At 44.2% G+C, this 17,103-nt stretch carries 18 protein-coding genes, 1 rRNA gene and 1 riboswitch; of the genes, 10 read left to right on the plus strand and 9 right to left on the minus strand.

The genetic code is table 11. From position 1 onward, the window contains the following. Nucleotides 1-53 precede the first annotated feature (53 nt). The 3 genes from ACWJJS_RS05340 to ACWJJS_RS05350 all read right to left on the minus strand — a co-directional run bounded on the left by ACWJJS_RS05340 (nt 54) and on the right by ACWJJS_RS05350 (nt 887). The gene (locus ACWJJS_RS05340; RefSeq protein WP_102422038.1) at nt 54-317 is read right to left on the minus strand and encodes a hypothetical protein; all 264 of its coding nucleotides are present in this window, start codon (nt 315-317) and stop codon (nt 54-56) included. Between the two features lie 114 nt (nt 318-431). Beyond that, nucleotides 432-560 carry a hypothetical protein gene (locus ACWJJS_RS05345; protein ID WP_454023378.1) on the minus strand — a complete coding sequence of 43 codons (129 nt, stop codon included), beginning with the start codon at nt 558-560 and terminating at the stop codon, nt 432-434. 123 nt (nt 561-683) lie between these two features. Further along, a complete protein-coding gene (locus ACWJJS_RS05350) occupies nt 684-887 on the minus strand; it encodes a hypothetical protein (protein ID WP_070082264.1) in 204 nt (67 codons plus the stop codon). 320 nt (nt 888-1,207) lie between these two features. Between ACWJJS_RS05350 and ACWJJS_RS05355 the strand changes: the two genes are divergently transcribed. Then, complete coding sequence (locus ACWJJS_RS05355) at nt 1,208-2,335, plus strand: response regulator aspartate phosphatase (RefSeq protein ID WP_454023379.1); 1,128 nt, start codon at nt 1,208-1,210, stop codon at nt 2,333-2,335. Nucleotides 2,336-3,339: 1,004 nt separating this feature from the next. After that, the gene (locus ACWJJS_RS05360; RefSeq protein WP_071392222.1) at nt 3,340-3,660 is read left to right on the plus strand and encodes a hypothetical protein; all 321 of its coding nucleotides are present in this window, start codon (nt 3,340-3,342) and stop codon (nt 3,658-3,660) included. Nucleotides 3,661-3,727: 67 nt separating this feature from the next. Here the strand turns inward: ACWJJS_RS05360 and ACWJJS_RS05365 are convergent, their stop codons facing one another. Further along, complete coding sequence (locus ACWJJS_RS05365) at nt 3,728-4,369, minus strand: cupin domain-containing protein (RefSeq protein ID WP_071392221.1); 642 nt, start codon at nt 4,367-4,369, stop codon at nt 3,728-3,730. 217 nt (nt 4,370-4,586) lie between these two features. Between ACWJJS_RS05365 and hmpA the strand changes: the two genes are divergently transcribed. Together hmpA and ACWJJS_RS05375 are read left to right on the plus strand one after the other, a co-directional pair. Then, the gene (gene hmpA, locus ACWJJS_RS05370) at nt 4,587-5,762 is read left to right on the plus strand and encodes an NO-inducible flavohemoprotein (protein WP_454023388.1); all 1,176 of its coding nucleotides are present in this window, start codon (nt 4,587-4,589) and stop codon (nt 5,760-5,762) included. A gap of 142 nt (nt 5,763-5,904) precedes the next feature. Further along, nucleotides 5,905-6,750, plus strand: a complete 846-nt coding sequence (locus ACWJJS_RS05375; RefSeq protein ID WP_077722742.1) for a glucosaminidase domain-containing protein — start codon at nt 5,905-5,907, stop codon at nt 6,748-6,750. Nucleotides 6,751-6,783: 33 nt separating this feature from the next. Here ACWJJS_RS05375 and ACWJJS_RS05380 read toward each other — a convergent pair whose 3' ends face one another. The 3 genes from ACWJJS_RS05380 to cudC all read right to left on the minus strand — a co-directional run bounded on the left by ACWJJS_RS05380 (nt 6,784) and on the right by cudC (nt 8,870). Beyond that, nucleotides 6,784-7,452 carry a potassium channel family protein gene (locus tag ACWJJS_RS05380; protein WP_454023380.1) on the minus strand — a complete coding sequence of 223 codons (669 nt, stop codon included), beginning with the start codon at nt 7,450-7,452 and terminating at the stop codon, nt 6,784-6,786. Nucleotides 7,453-7,615: 163 nt separating this feature from the next. Further along, nucleotides 7,616-8,155, minus strand: a complete 540-nt coding sequence (gene bslA / locus ACWJJS_RS05385) for a biofilm surface layer hydrophobin BslA (RefSeq protein WP_070082729.1) — start codon at nt 8,153-8,155, stop codon at nt 7,616-7,618. Nucleotides 8,156-8,315: 160 nt separating this feature from the next. Next, nucleotides 8,316-8,870 carry a choline uptake/conversion transcriptional regulator CudC gene (cudC, locus tag ACWJJS_RS05390; protein WP_071392220.1) on the minus strand — a complete coding sequence of 185 codons (555 nt, stop codon included), beginning with the start codon at nt 8,868-8,870 and terminating at the stop codon, nt 8,316-8,318. A gap of 200 nt (nt 8,871-9,070) precedes the next feature. Between cudC and betB the strand changes: the two genes are divergently transcribed. The 3 genes from betB (at nt 9,071) to ACWJJS_RS05405 (ending at nt 12,422) form a co-directional block, all read left to right on the plus strand. After that, nucleotides 9,071-10,543 carry a betaine-aldehyde dehydrogenase gene (gene betB / locus ACWJJS_RS05395; protein WP_071392219.1) on the plus strand — a complete coding sequence of 491 codons (1,473 nt, stop codon included), beginning with the start codon at nt 9,071-9,073 and terminating at the stop codon, nt 10,541-10,543. Nucleotides 10,544-10,560: 17 nt separating this feature from the next. Continuing rightward, nucleotides 10,561-11,769, plus strand: a complete 1,209-nt coding sequence (gene gbsB / locus ACWJJS_RS05400; protein WP_454023381.1) for a choline dehydrogenase — start codon at nt 10,561-10,563, stop codon at nt 11,767-11,769. Between the two features lie 71 nt (nt 11,770-11,840). After that, complete coding sequence (locus tag ACWJJS_RS05405; RefSeq protein ID WP_454023382.1) at nt 11,841-12,422, plus strand: MOSC domain-containing protein; 582 nt, start codon at nt 11,841-11,843, stop codon at nt 12,420-12,422. 1 nt (nt 12,423) lies between these two features. On the opposite strand, the gene ACWJJS_RS05410 is transcribed toward ACWJJS_RS05405, so the two are convergent. Continuing rightward, a complete protein-coding gene (locus ACWJJS_RS05410; protein ID WP_102422043.1) occupies nt 12,424-12,912 on the minus strand; it encodes a DinB family protein in 489 nt (162 codons plus the stop codon). Nucleotides 12,913-13,057: 145 nt separating this feature from the next. On the opposite strand from ACWJJS_RS05410, the gene ACWJJS_RS05415 reads away from it, so the two are divergent. After that, nucleotides 13,058-13,588, plus strand: coding sequence for an NfeD family protein (locus tag ACWJJS_RS05415; RefSeq protein ID WP_032876878.1), 531 nt, complete (start codon nt 13,058-13,060; stop codon nt 13,586-13,588). Nucleotides 13,589-13,607: 19 nt separating this feature from the next. Then, a complete protein-coding gene (locus ACWJJS_RS05420; RefSeq protein WP_024085720.1) occupies nt 13,608-15,137 on the plus strand; it encodes a flotillin family protein in 1,530 nt (509 codons plus the stop codon). 30 nt (nt 15,138-15,167) lie between these two features. On the opposite strand, the gene thiT is transcribed toward ACWJJS_RS05420, so the two are convergent. After that, entirely contained in the window at nt 15,168-15,749 is a 582-nt protein-coding gene (gene thiT / locus ACWJJS_RS05425) for an energy-coupled thiamine transporter ThiT (RefSeq protein WP_353575213.1), read from the minus strand. A gap of 100 nt (nt 15,750-15,849) precedes the next feature. Further along, a riboswitch (TPP riboswitch) is annotated at nt 15,850-15,950 on the minus strand. 430 nt (nt 15,951-16,380) lie between these two features. On the opposite strand from thiT, the gene ACWJJS_RS05430 reads away from it, so the two are divergent. Continuing rightward, nucleotides 16,381-17,103, plus strand: a 16S ribosomal RNA gene (locus ACWJJS_RS05430); the annotation flags it as partial.

A 17,103-nucleotide genomic window follows, 5' to 3' on the forward strand; every position in this document is an offset into this window, starting at 1 on the left:
TCGCCTTCAATTAGGATTGAAGAAGCCGCCTTTAGAGGCGGCTTTGTTGTTTATCAATTTTCTTGCGGAGCAACCTTTGCTGGTGTAGCACCGCAGAACAGGAAGAATGTAAATAATACTGGTGGAGAAATTGCTACGCCTAATTTGCCCAGATGTTCTAATACTGTCCACCAATCTCCTTTTTCAATTGCCTTTTGAACTTTATCTAATGCTCCTTTAGAGATACCAATAGCATCTTCAAGGCATCTTCGAACAGTGTTCTTTTGGACACTTGCATACTTATATTCCTTATTCATATATTTAGCGAAAGCGATCATACCCTCTTTTTGACCTTTGGTATAAGGAGACTTTTCAAGCTCATCCTCATTAACTGTGTAGCCTGTCTCTTCATCAAAAATTACAATCTTAGTAAAGATGTACTCAACTTCTTTTCAAAATTTTTCAATTTGTTCTTTAGTTAATCCATCTAACCCGTTCTCTTCCTCTGCTGAAACTGTTGGCGCTATTGTCACAATAGCAAGAAGTAGGGTCAACGCCAGAAAAACTAATCTTTTCAACATTATAACTTTCTCTTTTAGAAACTTGTACAAGAAACTACACGGTAACACATTTTTCTAAATAAGGGTACATTTATCTAGTTTTAATCTGTTTAGACAGGATAAGTAAAATATCGACAAAAAAGATTATGACCATAAACTCAAAGCAAGAGTCGAACCCCCCCAAGCTAATATACCGAACATGACAGAGAACCTAAGACAAGCTTCAAATTTTGTAAGCCCTCGCTCTCTTTTTGTTTTACCTAATTTCCAATAAACAGCATATCCTGAGAACACCAAAATGAGTACTCCGAGTCGTGTCATATTTTCTAAAAATTCTACACCATCCATTGATTTTCACCTCGTTTATTTATGAGAAAAAAATAAAGTAGACTTGTAGAGAGTCTACTTATAAACCTATTCCAAAGTAAACACTTTCATAGAGCTTAAAGCATTTGAGTGATAAAGTAATGCTCATTTTAAAATGACACATCCTTAATCCCTCCCATTTATATTCCCCATACATTAGTTTTATTATCGCAAATAGAATGGACGTTTCCAACAGTTATGTGAAAATAAGTAATCTGGCAACTGCAAACAAATTGCGGTTTTTTTTCGTCTAAACATATTATGGAAATGTTAGAATATTATATAAAAGGAGGAGTGGCCTTGTGAGTTCTGTTTTACCGTCATCGGAGGTTGGCGTTAAGATTAATGAATGGTACAAAATGATACGTCAGTTCAGTGTTCCGGATGCGGAGATTTTGAAAGCGGAAGTGGAGCAAGAAATAAATGAGATGGAAGAAGACGAGTATCTACTGATTTACTACACCCTCATGAAATTCCGCCATCAGCTCATGCTGGATTATTTAGAACCGGTGACTACCCGTGTGAGACCGACAATTGACGAGCTGCTGGAAAAAATCGAAGCATCAAATAAAGGAATTTCCGGCCTGCTGTGCTATTACTCTTTATTTTTCCGCGGCATGTATGAATTTGATCAAAAGCAGTATGTAAAGGCGATCGGCTTTTATAGAGAGGCTGAAAAACAACTCGTTCATGTGCATGATGAAATTGAGAGAGCGGAGTTTCATTTTAAACTGGCTGAAGCATATTACGGTATGAAACAAAGCCACGTCTCCATGAATCACGTAAAGCAAGCGCTCGATATTTACGATCAGTATGAGTTGTATAAGGTCCGGAAAATTCAATGTCTATTTGTCATATCGGGAAATTATTGTGATTTTAAACGGTATGAGAAGAGTCAGCCGCATCTTGAAAAGGCTCTTAAATTATCGAAAGAGTTAGATAATAAAAGGTTGATTAGTTCTGCTCTTTATAATTTGGGTGCAAATTACGCTGATAGGGGAGAACATTCACAGGCTGAAAACTTCTTGAAAAAAGCTGTTGAAATTACAGAAAAAGCAAAGCTGAGTAACTTACCTCATTCCTTGTTTTCTTATGCGAAGGTTCTTTTTAAACAAGGGAAAATGGCTGAAGGAATCCAAGCGAGTAAGAAAGGATTATCGGCAGCAGTATCCCAAGGGGATAAGCTTTTTGAGTCATTACAAGGCTATCTCAAAGCTCTTTATGTAGACGCTGTGAATCAGCAAGGGATAAACGATACGATCGAATACCTGGAGAAAAATAAGAACTATTCATATGTTGAAGACATCGCCTGTGAAACTGCTTCGATTTATGCAGATTCAAAGGAATTTGAAACGTCTTATTTTTATCATAAAAAAATGGTAGATACGCAAACACAAATTCAAAGGGGAGAATGCCTGTATGAATTTTAAAAAAAGCATCTTCATTATTTTGGGTCTGTCGTTATCTTTAGTATGCGGATTGGGTGTGAACACAGTGGAAAAAACACATGATACCTTTCAAACTGCTTCGGATCGTTTTCAGACTTGAACAGCTTACGCCTTTTCTTCGGAAAAGGCTTTTTTAGTTTCTTCATTAGTTTCAAAACAAACACCTGTTTTTTCTTTTCAATTGTTCCATGGAGGGATTTTTCCCAAAGCGGGACATATTAAAGATAATCCGGTGCACTTTTCATTCAAAATCAGTCATTTGATCATCTCTTAACTTCATAAGTCTCAACGGATAAAAGAGAATCAAATACAATAATGTATCCCCCTTTAAGTTCTTCACACGAAATTCCTTCCGTAGGTGGTCCCGTAATGAACTGCGCAGATAACCTCGCGTATGTATCCGTCGTCATAAAGCTCGAACGATAATTCTATGCTAATATTTAAAAAATATGGCACTCAATATTTATAAGTTCAATTTTCTTTTCAATTTAAGGGAGGGAAAATAGAAAGGAGAGAAATGAGAAAGTATTTTGGGATCGTGTCGCTTATCATCCTTTTATTCACATTGTGTTTCCTGCCTCATATTCATTGGGCGCTTGGAATCCTAGGAATTGTCGTGGGGAGTATTCTAGCAATCAAATCGCCTAAAGGAATTGCAAAGAATATTTCTTTTGTTATCCTAGCACTTTGTTTGCTTTTACTATTATTATTGATTGTGATGGGCGTTTTGATGGCAGGTCTAGTGGAAAATTAACCTTTAATTTATTATCCTATTTTGGGACCAGCTTATTCATTTTTAGCCAAATAAAAGATTAGGATTTGAAACAAAACGTCTGTTCCTATCAGAAAAGCATCTCCACACTGGCAGCTAGAGGTCAGGGGTGCGAGCCCCTTGGCTCCATACCTTTATAAGTTTTTAATCCTCTGCAGCAGCCTCTGTGTTCCGCTTCGTTTCTAACAACTAAATGAAAGGAATAAGAGGAAAAATGAAAAAGAAAATCTATCTTATACTAACTCTTTCAGCGGCAGTGGCACTTCTTTTAACAGCGCTCTCGGCTCTTTCTCCCATCATTTTCACGTCTGCTTCAGAAAAAGGAGCCATCAGGCATGACATTTATAAAAAAGGATATCCGTATCAAAGCTGCTTTGCGATTCTTCAAAAAGAAGAAGGAGGCGGAGAGGCCGGGAACCTTTATTATGTAAATTGGTTCAATTGGAAAGATGAAACCGGACAGACACCGCACGTATGTTATTCAAAAAAATCGTCCGAAGGCGAGTACAAAGTAAGCTGCGGAACCGGACCGTAATGATCAAGAGCCCCTCTCCAATGAGGGGCTTTTTTCGTCAAAGCTTGAATGCCGCTCCGTTTCCCATTTAATACCCCCGATAGAACGGCTGAACATAATGCCGATACGGATCATTCGGATAATGCGTATTTGGCTGATAAGGCTTATTCATATCATGAATACCCGTGTTTTCAGACTGTCCGCAGTATTTATCGGGGCCTATCACAGTTGATTGCCGGATCGGTGAAACGGCTTTTTCCCACTCATGCTCATTCAGACAGTACGTATGCGCCATGATCTCCGGCGGCGTCAGACGGAGAATATCCGAGCCGTATATCACTTCAGGCGAAGGGGCGTCAAATATGGCCAAAAGATGGGTTTTGTCTGAAGTGGCGACTTCATAATGCCACCACCCCTGCGGAATATTCGCCACTTGCCCGGGGGTAATCGGGTAATTACGTATTTTCTGGGTGAACGGATTCAGCATCGATACCACCGCGGAACCCGAAATACAGTACACCAATTCAGCGGCGTTTTGATGGGTATGCGGTTCAATCACATTTGTTTTACTCAGAAAGATATCTAATAATGAAATATTTTCAAGCGTGTTTAACTGTTTAATCCCCAATACATTGATAAAGTTCCGAGCATCTTTCGTAAAAAAACGGCTCTCATTCACATCATAAGTGAACTGTGTATTCGGAGACGTGTAATCGATATCGGAAACCATGCAATCCCCCGCTTTCATCTTTAAACGTATATTCCCAAATATATGTGTCCCTGTTTCACCGGGTGATAAAAAAGGAGGTGAAATCCATAAATTCCAAATCCAACACAATATTGTGACGGCTTTTTTAAAGATTCATTTTAGATATATCTTTTATTCGAAATATCTCTTACTATAAAGATATATTGAAAATACATCTTTAGAAGGGTTGAGGATGAACATGCTGGATGAGAGAACAATAGACATCATCAAAAGCACAGTACCTGTATTGAAAACACATGGAGAAAACATTACCGGACGCTTTTATAACCTGATGTTTCAAGATCATCCCGAACTGTTAAATATGTTTAACCAAACAAACCAAAAGAAACAGACTCAGCGCGCAGCATTGGCAAATGCAGTTATTGCGGCTGCGGCGAATATTGATCAATTAGAACAAATCATTCCGGCGGTCAGACAGATCGGCCATAAGCACACAAGCATCGGTGTAAAACCGGAACATTATCCGATTGTCGGAAAGTATCTGCTTCTGGCAATTAAGGATGTGCTGCAGGATGCCGCAACTCCTGAGATTATGCAGGCATGGGAAAAAGCTTACGGTGTTATTGCGGAGGCTTTCATCGGCATTGAAAAAGACATGTACAATGAAGCCGGATGGCAGGGGTATAAAGAATTTACGGTTATACAGAAAACAAAAGAAAGCAAAGATATCACATCGTTTTATATCAAACCGAGTGACGGCTCTTCGCTACCTGGATTTGAAGCGGGACAATATATCAGCATTAAAGTGCGAATTGCGGATTCGCCTTATACGCACATTCGCCAGTACAGCCTGTCTGATGCTTCTCGAAAAGGCGCATATCGGATTTCTGTGAAAAAGGACGGAGCGGTTTCTTCTCATCTCCACAATGAAGTTCAAGAGGGAGATAAACTTGAAGTCAGCGCACCCGCCGGAGATTTCAAGCTGTCTGCTTCCGAAAAACCGGTTGTTCTTATCAGTGCCGGTTCCGGAATCACGCCGATGATGAGCATGCTGAAAACAGCCGCCGAAAAACAGCCGGAGCGTTCCGTTACTTTTATTCATGCCGCGAAAAACGGAGAGTACGCCGCGTTCCGCAAAGAGGCTGAACAAGCTGCGGAGAATCATCCGAATATTAACGTCATTTATGTTTACAGTGAACTGGCAGAACAAGACCGCTCAGGAGACAAGCCTTTTTACAGCGGCCGGATTGATCAAACCTTCTTGGAGCAGCTTCATCTGAATCAAGATGCTGAATGTTACTTGTGCGGGTCAGCGCAGTTTATGACGCAAATGAAAGATATGATTCTTGCACTCGGGTTTGACTCTGATTCTGTTCAATATGAATTGTTCGGCCCTCAGCTGAGCATGGCATAACAAAAAAAGACTCCTCAAAGAGGGGTCTTTTTTATTTGCACAATGTGTTCTTTCTCCGTCTTTTTCCCTATTTTATTGAAATTTTCATCAATGACCAGTAAAATTATAAATCTAGTGATTCCGGAATTAAAGGAAGGTTGATATGAAAAAGAAAGCAAAGACCAAAAGGGTGCTTGGGTGCCTTTTTGCTGTATCTCTTATATTCGGATTATTTCTGGTATCAATGGTATTTTCGAAATTCATAGTGACGGAAGAAAAACCGCCTGAAGAGGTGGACGAGCAGCAGGTCTTTATTGACAGCCTTTCCGGGCATGCTCAGATTTTATATGAGAAATATCATGTCCTTCCGAGCATCACCCTCGCACAGGCCATTCTCGAATCGGACTGGGGGAACAGTGAGCTTGCGGGGAAAGCGCGCAACCTGTTCGGTGTAAAAGGTGATTATAAAGGAAAACACGTCACGATGAAAACGGATGAATTTGAAAAAGGAAAACGAAAAACGATTCGGGCAAAATTCCGTAAATACAGCACGTTTTTTGAATCAATGGATGACCATGCCAAATTATTTGTCAACGGAACGTCTTGGAATAAAAAGAAGTACAAGCCCGTCATTGAAGCGGACAATTATAAAACAGCGGCGGCTGCCCTTCAAAAATCCGGCTACGCCACAGACCCCGGCTATGCTGAAAAAATTAAAGATGTCATAGAAACCTATAACCTGAATGAATATGACAAAATCAATGCCTCTCTTAAAGCAGTTGATAAGAAAGGCGCCATCAAAGACCACGCCATTGAAGACGTGTGGTCCAAGCCGTCGAAAGAGCGGCATTCTATTAAACTGGCATCGGCGCAAAAGTTTACCGGCGAGCATATTAAAGTCGTATCTGAAAAACAAAACGGAGAATCCGTCTGGTACCAAATTCAAGTGAAAGATGAGCTGATCGGCTGGGTTGACCAAACCGCCGTCCAGTTAAGTGAAGAAACATAAGCATCAAAAAAAGCCGGCAGCTTGCCGGCTTTTTTACATTCCTTCAGTTTCAAACCTTTTAATATCACGTTTATGCCCCATCAGCACAAGGCAGTCACATTCATGAATGACAGTCTCCGGAGAAGGGGACAGCTGAATGTCTCCATTATGTTTCACGGCGAGAATGGTGCAGCCGAATCTGGCCCGGACGCCGAGATCAAGAATGGATTTTAAATGCAGCTTTTTCGTGGCTGAAAGCTCCACAATGCTGTATTCATCTGACAAATCGATGTAATTTAAGACGTTTTCATCTGAAAGGCTTTGCGCAATCCGCACGCCCATATCCTTTTCGGGATGGATAATACGGTCAGCACCGATCTTTTCAAGCACTTTGTGATGATAATAGTTTTGCGCTTTCACCCAAATATTAGGGATGTTCAGCTCCTTCAATAACAGCGTCGTCAGCGTGCTTGCCTGAATGTTGGCGCCGATTGCTACGATGACATATTCAAAATTTCTGATGCCGAGCGACTGAAGCTCGCTTTCTTCCGTTGAATTTGCCCGCACGGCATGCGTGGCATAAGAGGAGTATGCGTTGACCCGCTCTTCGCTGATATCGGTCGCAAGCACCTCATGCCCCATTTTAAAAAGCTCTTTACAGATGCTTCCGCCGAAACGGCCGAGTCCGATGACGGCAAATTGTTTATTTTTGATTTTTCCCAATCCTCATAACTCCTTAAGAAACTGTTTTCGTCACTCCAAATACAACAAACAAGAATGTACTCCTGTTTCAGGGGTTTGTCAATGCGAGGGCCGGAAGAAAGAAAACAGCACAAAAAAAGACCGGCTGACAAGCGATGAGCTTGTGCCGGTCCGTTTTTCGCAATTATTTGCAGTTGCAAGGCTGTGTCGGCGGTGTGCTGCGTTTTTGAACAACAATTGTGTCCTCAGCATAGAATTTAGAGCCGATGCTTAATGATTTATTTTCTGCACGGAACTTATATGTACCTGCAGCAGGCAATGTTTTATTATTAAGAGAAAGCTTAAATTCCGCTGCGCCGAGCAAATCAATGTTTAACGGAAGTCTGACTGTTTTGCCGTTATTCAGAATCTGTCTTTCACGCAAAGCGTGTCCGTTGACTGTATCTTTTGTTGTAGCCGCAAATCCGCTAGGAAGGGTAAATTCCATAACGCCTAAGCTCAGGATCGTGTTCGGACGGTACGTCAATTCGATATCAGAAAATGACCATTCCTGCTGGCTGGCACCTGTATATTTTGCAAATAAGGTAGCAGTCGCTTTCGCGGACATTTCCGGCTCGTGAACGGTTGAGCCTGACTCAGCGGCGAATGACGCTGTCGGCAGAGAAAGAAGCAAAACGAGGCCGAATAAACTTGCCATGACAGTTGAGAAAAATTTCTGTTTCATTTTCATAAATCCCCCTAAAAAAAAATTTGCTGATTGTTCTTAAAAAAGAACGACCATACCTATAAAAATTTACCATCAATTTTAATGGAAGTAAATGGGGTTATGTTCCTATATTTTCTCAAAAATAATCAAATCACGACAAAAAACGCCTGAATCAAAATCAGGCGTTTTTTTCGTCTGTTTCTATCGGAATAAATTTAAAAATCTCCCCGCTCTGAACCGAGTCGGCGAGCCGCTTCAGCCAATGATAATAAGCTTTCGAGCTTTCAAGCTGATCATATAACTGCCGCGCTTCTTCCTGTAATTCCGCGCTGCCTTCCTCGGCCAGCAAAACGGACTGCAAATCCGCCTGGGCCTGTACGATGGCGGACAAATTCACCTGAACTTCACGGTCCCATTTCGGCGGGAAGAAATTCGTGAAAAACGTAAAGAAATCCTTTTCCGCTACAAACGTATGCTTCCGTGTGCCGCGGTGAAAGGTTTTTTTGACCACATTTAAATCCTGCAGCTTTTTGACGCCTGTGCTCATACTCGGTTTGCTCATCTGCAGTTCCTCACGCATTTCGTCAAGCGTCATTTCATCCCTCATATACATTGTTCCGTATAAAATCCCGACACTCCGGGTGATTCCGTAAAGATCCATCGTCTCTGCAATGGAATCAATGACAAGATCCCTGGCTTGTTCTATAGCTGTGAATTCTGGATTCTCATCCATACTGTCCCTCTTTTCCTCTTGAAGTTTAAATTTGTTAAGTCATTTCTTTATGTTCTTAATCTTAACGAATCATGACAAAATGTCAAAATCTAAACGGACTGACCGGGTTTTGACAGGCAAAAAAACATGTGTTAAATTAACATTGTTAAAAACATTAAATTTTTATTTAACAAACTTACTTCTCGGTAAGGAGGACTCTTATGAGCAAAACGCTTTATATCGGCGGCGAATGGATCAGTGCAGAAAAAAAACAGACCCGCCGCATCATTAATCCATTTAATCAAGAAGAAATTGCAACGGTATGCGAAGGAGACCGGGATGATGCGGTGAAAGCCATCGCCGCAGCCAGAAAAGCATTTGATGAAGGGGAATGGCCGGTGCTTTCCGGGCTCGAGCGCGGACAATTTGTTCTGAAAATTGCGGAATTAATCAGACGCGATCTGAACGAATTAGCTGAGCTGGAATCGCTTGATACAGGAAAAACGATTGAAGAAAGTAAAGCCGATATGGATGATATCGCAAATGTATTTCAATATTATGCCGGTTTGGCGGATAAAGACGGAGGCGAGGTCATTTCATCTCCGATTCCCGATTCAGTAAGTAAAATCGTCAGAGAGCCGATTGGTGTATGCGGACAAATTACGCCGTGGAACTATCCGCTCCTTCAGGCGAGCTGGAAAATCGCTCCCGCTCTTGCGGCCGGAAACACGATCGTTTTAAAGCCGAGCGAGATTACTCCGCTGACAACCATTAAAGTCTTTCAATTAATAGAAGAAGCCGGTATTCCGAAAGGGGCCGCCAATCTCGTGCTGGGGCCGGGCGCTTCTGTCGGCGACGAGCTGGCGAGAAACCTCGACGTCGATTTGGTCTCTTTTACGGGCGGAATTGAAACAGGCAAAAAAATCATGCAGGCGGCAAGCGGCAACGTGAAAAAGATTGCCCTGGAGCTTGGCGGCAAAAATCCGAATATCGTATTTCAAGATACAGATCTCGAAACAGCTGCAGATCAAGCGCTGAACGCCGTGTTTTTCCATGCCGGCCAAGTTTGTTCGGCAGGGTCCCGTCTTTTGGTGGACGAAGCCATTCATGATGAATTTTTAGCCGAGCTGATCAAGCGCACGAAACGCATCAAATTAGGAAACGGTTTTCATGAAGATACGGAAAGCGGTCCGCTGATTTCCGCCGAGCATCGGGCCAAAGTCGAAAAATACGTAGAAATCGGTATCGAAGAAGGGGCAAAACTGGAAACAGGCGGCAAACGTCCTGATGATCCCGCCCTTCAAAACGGTTTCTTCTATGAACCTACTATTTTCTCAAACTGCAAGTCTGATATGCGGATAGTCCAAGAGGAGATCTTCGGCCCCGTTTTAACAGTTGAGTCATTTTCTTCTGAAGAAGAAGTGATCAGACTTGCCAACGATACCATTTACGGGCTGGCCGGAGCGGTATGGTCAAAGGATATTGAAAAATGCGAACGCGTAGCCGCCAAACTGCGGATGGGAACGGTATGGATCAATGATTTCCACCCGTATTTCGCGCAAGCGCCATGGGGCGGGTACAAACAATCGGGCTTCGGCCGCGAACTCGGCAAAATCGGCCTGGAAGAATACACGGAAATCAAACATATTTACCGCAATACGAAACCTGCAGCTGTGAACTGGTTTCAAGCATAATTAGGAGGAGATACAATATGACATTAAATATGAAAGTAGAAAGCATGCATAAATTCCATACATTCGAAATCCCGACAGTCATTAAACATGGAATCGGCGCGATTCAGCACGCGGGAAATGAAGTCAGAGCGCTTGGCGTCACAAAAGCGCTGCTCGTAACAGACCCGGGAATTTATAACGCGGGAGTGGCAAACCCGGTCATTGAATCTTTGCAGGAAGCGGGCATCGAAGTCGTCCTGTTTAACAAAGTGGAGCCGAACCCGCCTGTACGTCTTGTGAACGAAGGATCAGAACTGTATAAAAAAGAAAACTGCAACGGTCTTGTGGCTGTCGGCGGCGGAAGCTCCATGGATACGGCGAAAGCGATCGGGGTAGAAGCGACACACGAAGGAAGCGTGCTTGATTATGAAGCCGCGGAAGGCAAAAATCCGCTGGAAAACCGCATTCCTCCGCTGACAACGATCCCGACGACTGCGGGAACAGGTTCAGAGGTCACACAATGGGCGGTCATTACAGATGAGGAAAGAGAATTTAAATTCAATACGGGCGGACCGCTTATCGCCGCGCATTTAACGGTCATTGACCCTGAGCTGCACACGTCCATGCCTCCGCATGTGACGGCCATGACAGGTATTGACGCACTTGCGCACGCCATCGAGTGCTATACGATGAAATTCGCGCAGCCGATCACTGATGCCGTCGCTTTATTGGCCATTGAATATGCGGCGCATTATATTAAGCGCGCGTTTGCGGACGGAGAGGATTTGGAAGCAAGATACGGCATGGCGCAGGCGGCGATGCTTGCCGGCCTTTCATACGGCAGTGAATCAGCAGGCGCGGCGCATGCGATGAGCCAGACGCTCGGCGGCATCATCCCTGTCGCTCACGGACAATGCGTCGCAGCTATGATGGGACCGGTAATGGAATACAACTGGAAAGGCTATCCGGAAAAATTCGCCCGCATCGCCAAAGCATTCGGAATCGATACAAGCAACATGACAACTGAAGAAGCGGCAAAAGCGTCCGTCAACTGGATGTATGATCTTGTAAAAGATTTAGAGGTGCCGAGTTTAGAAGAACAAGGTGTGTCTCCGGACATGATTGAACGTTTATCAAAAGAAGCCATGAAAGATCCGCAAACATTCGGAAATCCAAGAGATTTGAATGAGAAAGCATACAACTGGATTTACAAACGCTGCTTTGACTTAACGCCGAAAACGGTATAATAAATGAACCCCGCTCCTTTACAGAGCGGGGTTTTTTAAGGATAATGTCAAGAAAAAGGCGGTGGTGGCTGATGTGGAAACGCATAAAAGCAAAGTCGGAAGGTGTATATATAGCGGATACCGAACAATTTGTTACTAAAAAGATGGACAAGCTTCGCGCGGAATACGGCGGGTTTCCCGGTGACCTGCATTTCGGACTGACAAAAAAGGCCGGCGCGCGTGAGCCGATGTATGAAAGAGGAACGGAAATTTTTAACCGGAGACAAATTTCAATCGTGTCCATGGAGGAATGTGATGACATTGCGGAGAAGATGGGGATTTCTCATATCTTTCCCGAATGGCTCGGCGCTAATATAGCAATCAGCGGTTTTTCTGCGCTGACGCCGCTTAAAGAAGGAAGCAGAATGATATTTCCAAGCGGTGCGTCTCTGTTGTGCGAGGGAGAAAATGATCCGTGCATTCAGCCGGGAGAAGTCATTCAATCCTTTTATCCGGATCAGCCAAAACTCGCCGCGGCGTTTGTGAGGCACGCGATGGGCAGAAGAGGAATTGTCTGTATTGTTGAACGCCCGGGTGATATATGCACGGGCGATGCGGTCACCATCCATTCTTATGAACCGAAACGCGCCAAGAAAAAAATCGAGAAGGTCTGACTCAGACCTTCTCGATTTTTTTCTTGATTTCTTCTATTTGATCGATGTGACGCTTTTCATGATGGCCGATAAAATCAATCCACTGGCGGATCGTCAGTTCTTGAAAAACGGGATGCGGAAGCACACGTTCAAAGTCTTCCTCGTTTAATGATGAAATAACTGCGGTCAGCTGCTGTCTTGCCGTATCTAATTCTTGTTTTGCTTCAATGACTGAGATTCGGTTTTGCTCAGGTTCGAGGTGTGACGGCGCCGGCCGTTTATTTGATCTGTCCTCTATAAACTCCATCGGTTTGTCTTCGATTTTTTTAAACGGTGCGTCTTTTGCCTGCTTTGATAAAAGGGCCTGCGCTGTTTCGTCAATTTTCTTTAAATGGTCAAGGACTTCCCGCACGCTCCACTCATCAGCCGCGGGCTTTCGGTTGAATTCCTCATCAGAGAGTCCTTTCAGTACTTCCCAGGTCTGCTGTCTGGCTTCATTAAAAATGCTCATCCTATCTCCTCCTTTAGAGTAAACATATCATATCCGGATTGGATAATCATGTAATCAGCCTTACTTATCAGAAAATTGAAACCATTTACCTTTACATCCGTATATAAAGTAACACTCCGACACCAAGCCGAAAGGAGGATAGAATGTGGACATATTTCATCTGCCGCTTGAAACGGTCTATCTTTACACATTGATTATTTCGGGAAGTCTCACGCTTTTGATTCTGTTTTTTCAAGATGTGTTTCACGGCCTCTCGGAAGCCATTCCTGTTTCATTTTTAAACCCTGCATTGATTCTGTCTTTTTTAACAATCTTTTCAGCCTCAGGTTATATCGGCGAAATCGCCGCTCCGCTATCAAGTCCTGTCATTGCGTTACTTTCATTTGTTCTTTCGGTTCTTTTGGTCAGCCTGCTTCACTTCTTCGTCCTTGTCCCGCTTTCATCAGCGGAAGAATCGCTCGCATATCGGGAGACAGATTTAAAGGGCAGAGTCGGCAGGGTCATTACTTCCGTCCCGAAAGACGGCTATGGGGAAGTGATCATAGAGGGAATAGGGGGCGCCATTTCTAAATCAGCCGTCAGCTTTGATCAAGAACAGATCAAGTACGGAACGGCCGTATTAGTGATTGACGTGAAAGACGGAGTGCTTTTTGTGACGCCGCATGAACCAATCTGATATCTAAGGGGGAACTGTTATGACTATGCCGATTATCATTGTTATCGGAATCGTATTCTTTTTACTCATCGCACTTATTGCTGTATTTATTACGAAGTACCGGACAGCGGGGCCGGATGAAGCCCTTATCGTGACCGGAAGTTATTTGGGAAATAAGAACGTCCACATTGATGAAGGCGGAAATCGTCTGAAAATCGTCCGGGGCGGGGGAACGTTTGTGCTCCCGGTATTCCAGCAGGCAGAACCTCTCAGTTTACTGTCAAGCAAACTTGATGTCTCTACACCTGAAGTCTATACAGAGCAAGGCGTGCCGGTAATGGCCGACGGAACCGCCATTATTAAAATCGGAGGCTCTATCGGTGAAATCGCAACAGCAGCTGAACAATTTTTGGGGAAATCCAAGGACGACCGTGAGCAGGAGGCGCGGGAGGTGCTGGAAGGCCATCTGCGCTCCATCCTCGGCTCCATGACCGTTGAAGAGATTTATAAAAACAGGGAAAAGTTTTCTCAGGAAGTCCAGCGGGTCGCGTCTCAGGATCTTGCTAAAATGGGGCTGATGATCGTTTCTTTTACGATTAAAGACGTCCGGGATAAAAACGGCTATCTTGAATCATTAGGTAAGCCGAGAATCGCCCAAGTCAAGCGGGATGCGGACATTGCCACGGCAGAAGCGGATAAAGAGACGAGGATTAAACGCGCGGCCGCTGATAAAGACGCAAAAAAATCAGAGCTGGAGCGGGCGACGGAAATAGCTGAAGCGGAAAAAATCAATCAGCTGAAAATGGCGGAATACAGAAGAGAGCAGGATACAGCAAAAGCCAATGCCGACCAGGCATATGATCTTGAAACCGCAAAAGCACGCCAGCAGGTGACAGAGCAGGAAATGCAAATTAAAATTATTGAGCGGCAAAAGCAGATTGAATTGGAGGAAAAAGAAATTCTGCGCCGTGAGCGCCAATATGACTCTGAAGTGAAGAAAAAAGCCGATGCTGACCGTTACTCGGTGGAACAAGCGGCCGCGGCCGCAAAAGCGAAGCAGCTCGCCGAAGCGGATGCCGAGCAGTACAGCATCGAAGCGATGGCCAAGGCGGAAGCGGAACGCGTGAGAATTGACGGTCTTGCTAAAGCGGAGGCTGAAAAGGCGAGAGGAGAAACCGAAGCGGAAGTCATCCGCCTGAAAGGTCTCGCAGAAGCGGAAGCTAAAGAAAAAATCGCCGACGCATTCGAAAAATACGGGCAGGCTGCAATCCTTGATATGATTGTGAAAATGCTGCCTGAATACGCAAAACAAGTCTCAGCGCCTCTTTCAAACATTGATAAAATTACCGTCGTGGATACGGGAGGAAGCGGTGAAAACGGCGGAGCCAATAAAGTCACAGGCTACGCAACCAATTTAATGGCCGGTCTCCAGGAAAGCTTAAAAGCATCTTCCGGAATCAATGTAAAAGAGCTGATTGAGAATTTTTCAGGCAAAGGAAACATAAAACAAAGCATAAATGAACTTACAAAAGAACTGAGTGATTCTAACGAACGGCACAGCCCGGAATAAAAAAACAGCAGGCGTAAACCGCCTGCTGTTTCAGTTCGTCCGCTTAGCTTCAAGAAGCCGCGGCGCAGTCATGAATAATAAGATAAGGACAATGGCTGAAAGGATAAAAGAAGGAATCATGTAAGTCGCGTTATAGACGGATGAATAAATCCAGACCGGCGTACCCTTCGGAGCATAGCTTCCGAAAAAGACAGCTCCGGAGACCACATGCGCCGCATAGCGCAGTGCACTGCCGATGAAAACACCGCCTATAACATACATCGTTAAAGCGCCTCTTTTTTTATTCAATGCCGATGCTCGTACACCGGAAGCAAACAAGCCGCTGAAACCGAGAACTGCAAATGCCGCGATGTAATCGAGAAATAGCTGCACCGGGTGCTGCAAAAACAAATTGCCGATGGCGATCTGGACAATCCCTGTTAAAAAGCCTGTCGTAATCCCGGCCTTCACTCCCCAGCGGAATGAAATCAAAAAAATCGGAATCATCATAATAGAGACCGAACCGCCTTGGGGCATCCGGAGAAACATACCTGAGACAATGTCAAGAATGACAGCCGCCCCGGTCATAATCGCAATTTCAATTAAGCGCACAAGCTGTGTTGAATGATTCATAGTTTTCCCCCTGGTCAGACAACCGTATCAAGGATAAACAAAAAAGCAGCGCGGGGAAGGATGGGAAAAGGTCCGCGCGCTGCTTACATAAACTGCAAATCATTTGGCTTTGCCACATCCCTACGCCAGCGTTAACTAACAGGTTCAAAGGGTCAGAACAAAACGTTCACTCTCAGCTTTAATGCTCCCCTTGTGGTCATCAAGTATTTAGTTCAATCTTACTATACAAGAAAATAGGCCAAACCACAAGACAGCTTATCTTTCTATAGAAGAGAAACTGAAATAAGGTATGAAAGAAAATAATTAATGATTTTTTAAAAAAACTATTGTCATATTTTCAAAAGGGTGTTATATTATTAGACGTCGCTGATGAACAGCAGACAACAACGAAATGCTTCGGAAACAACTTAAAAAAAGTTGTTGACATAAAAGAAGCTGAGTGGTAAGATAATAAAGCTGCTTCAACAAGCGGTAATGATCTTTGAAAACTAAACAAGACAAAACGTACCTGTTAATTCAAAGTTTTAAATAAATCGCACAGCGATGTGCGTAGTCAGTCAAACTAAGGTCTGCACGATGCAGATCACACAGACGTTACTGCAGGATGCAGTGAACTTAGTCTGTGATCCATTTATCGGAGAGTTTGATCCTGGCTCAGGACGAACGCTGGCGGCGTGCCTAATACATGCAAGTCGAGCGGACAGATGGGAGCTTGCTCCCTGATGTTAGCGGCGGACGGGTGAGTAACACGTGGGTAACCTGCCTGTAAGACTGGGATAACTCCGGGAAACCTGGGCTAATACCGGATGGTTGTTTGAACCGCATGGTTCAGACATAAAAGGTGGCTTCGGCTACCACTTACAGATGGACCCGCGGCGCATTAGCTAGTTGGTGAGGTAACGGCTCACCAAGGCGACGATGCGTAGCCGACCTGAGAGGGTGATCGGCCACACTGGGACTGAGANCGGCGGACGGGTGAGTAACACGTGGGTAACCTGCCTGTAAGACTGGGATAACTCCGGGAAACCGGGGCTAATACCGGATGGTTGTTTGAACCGCATGGTTCAGACATAAAAGGTGGCTTCGGCTACCACTTACAGATGGACCCGCGGCGCATTAGCTAGTTGGTGAGGTAACGGCTCACCAAGGCAACGATGCGTAGCCGACCTGAGAGGGTGATCGGCCACACTGGGACTGAGACACGGCCCAGACTCCTACGGGAGGCAGCAGTAGGGAATCTTCCGCAATGGACGAAAGTCTGACGGAGCAACGCCGCGTGAGTGATGAAGGTTTTCGGATCGTAAAGCTCTGTTGTTAGGGAAGAACAAGTGCCGTTCAAATAGGGCGGCACCTT

The organism is Bacillus sp. JK106, assembly GCF_053663355.1.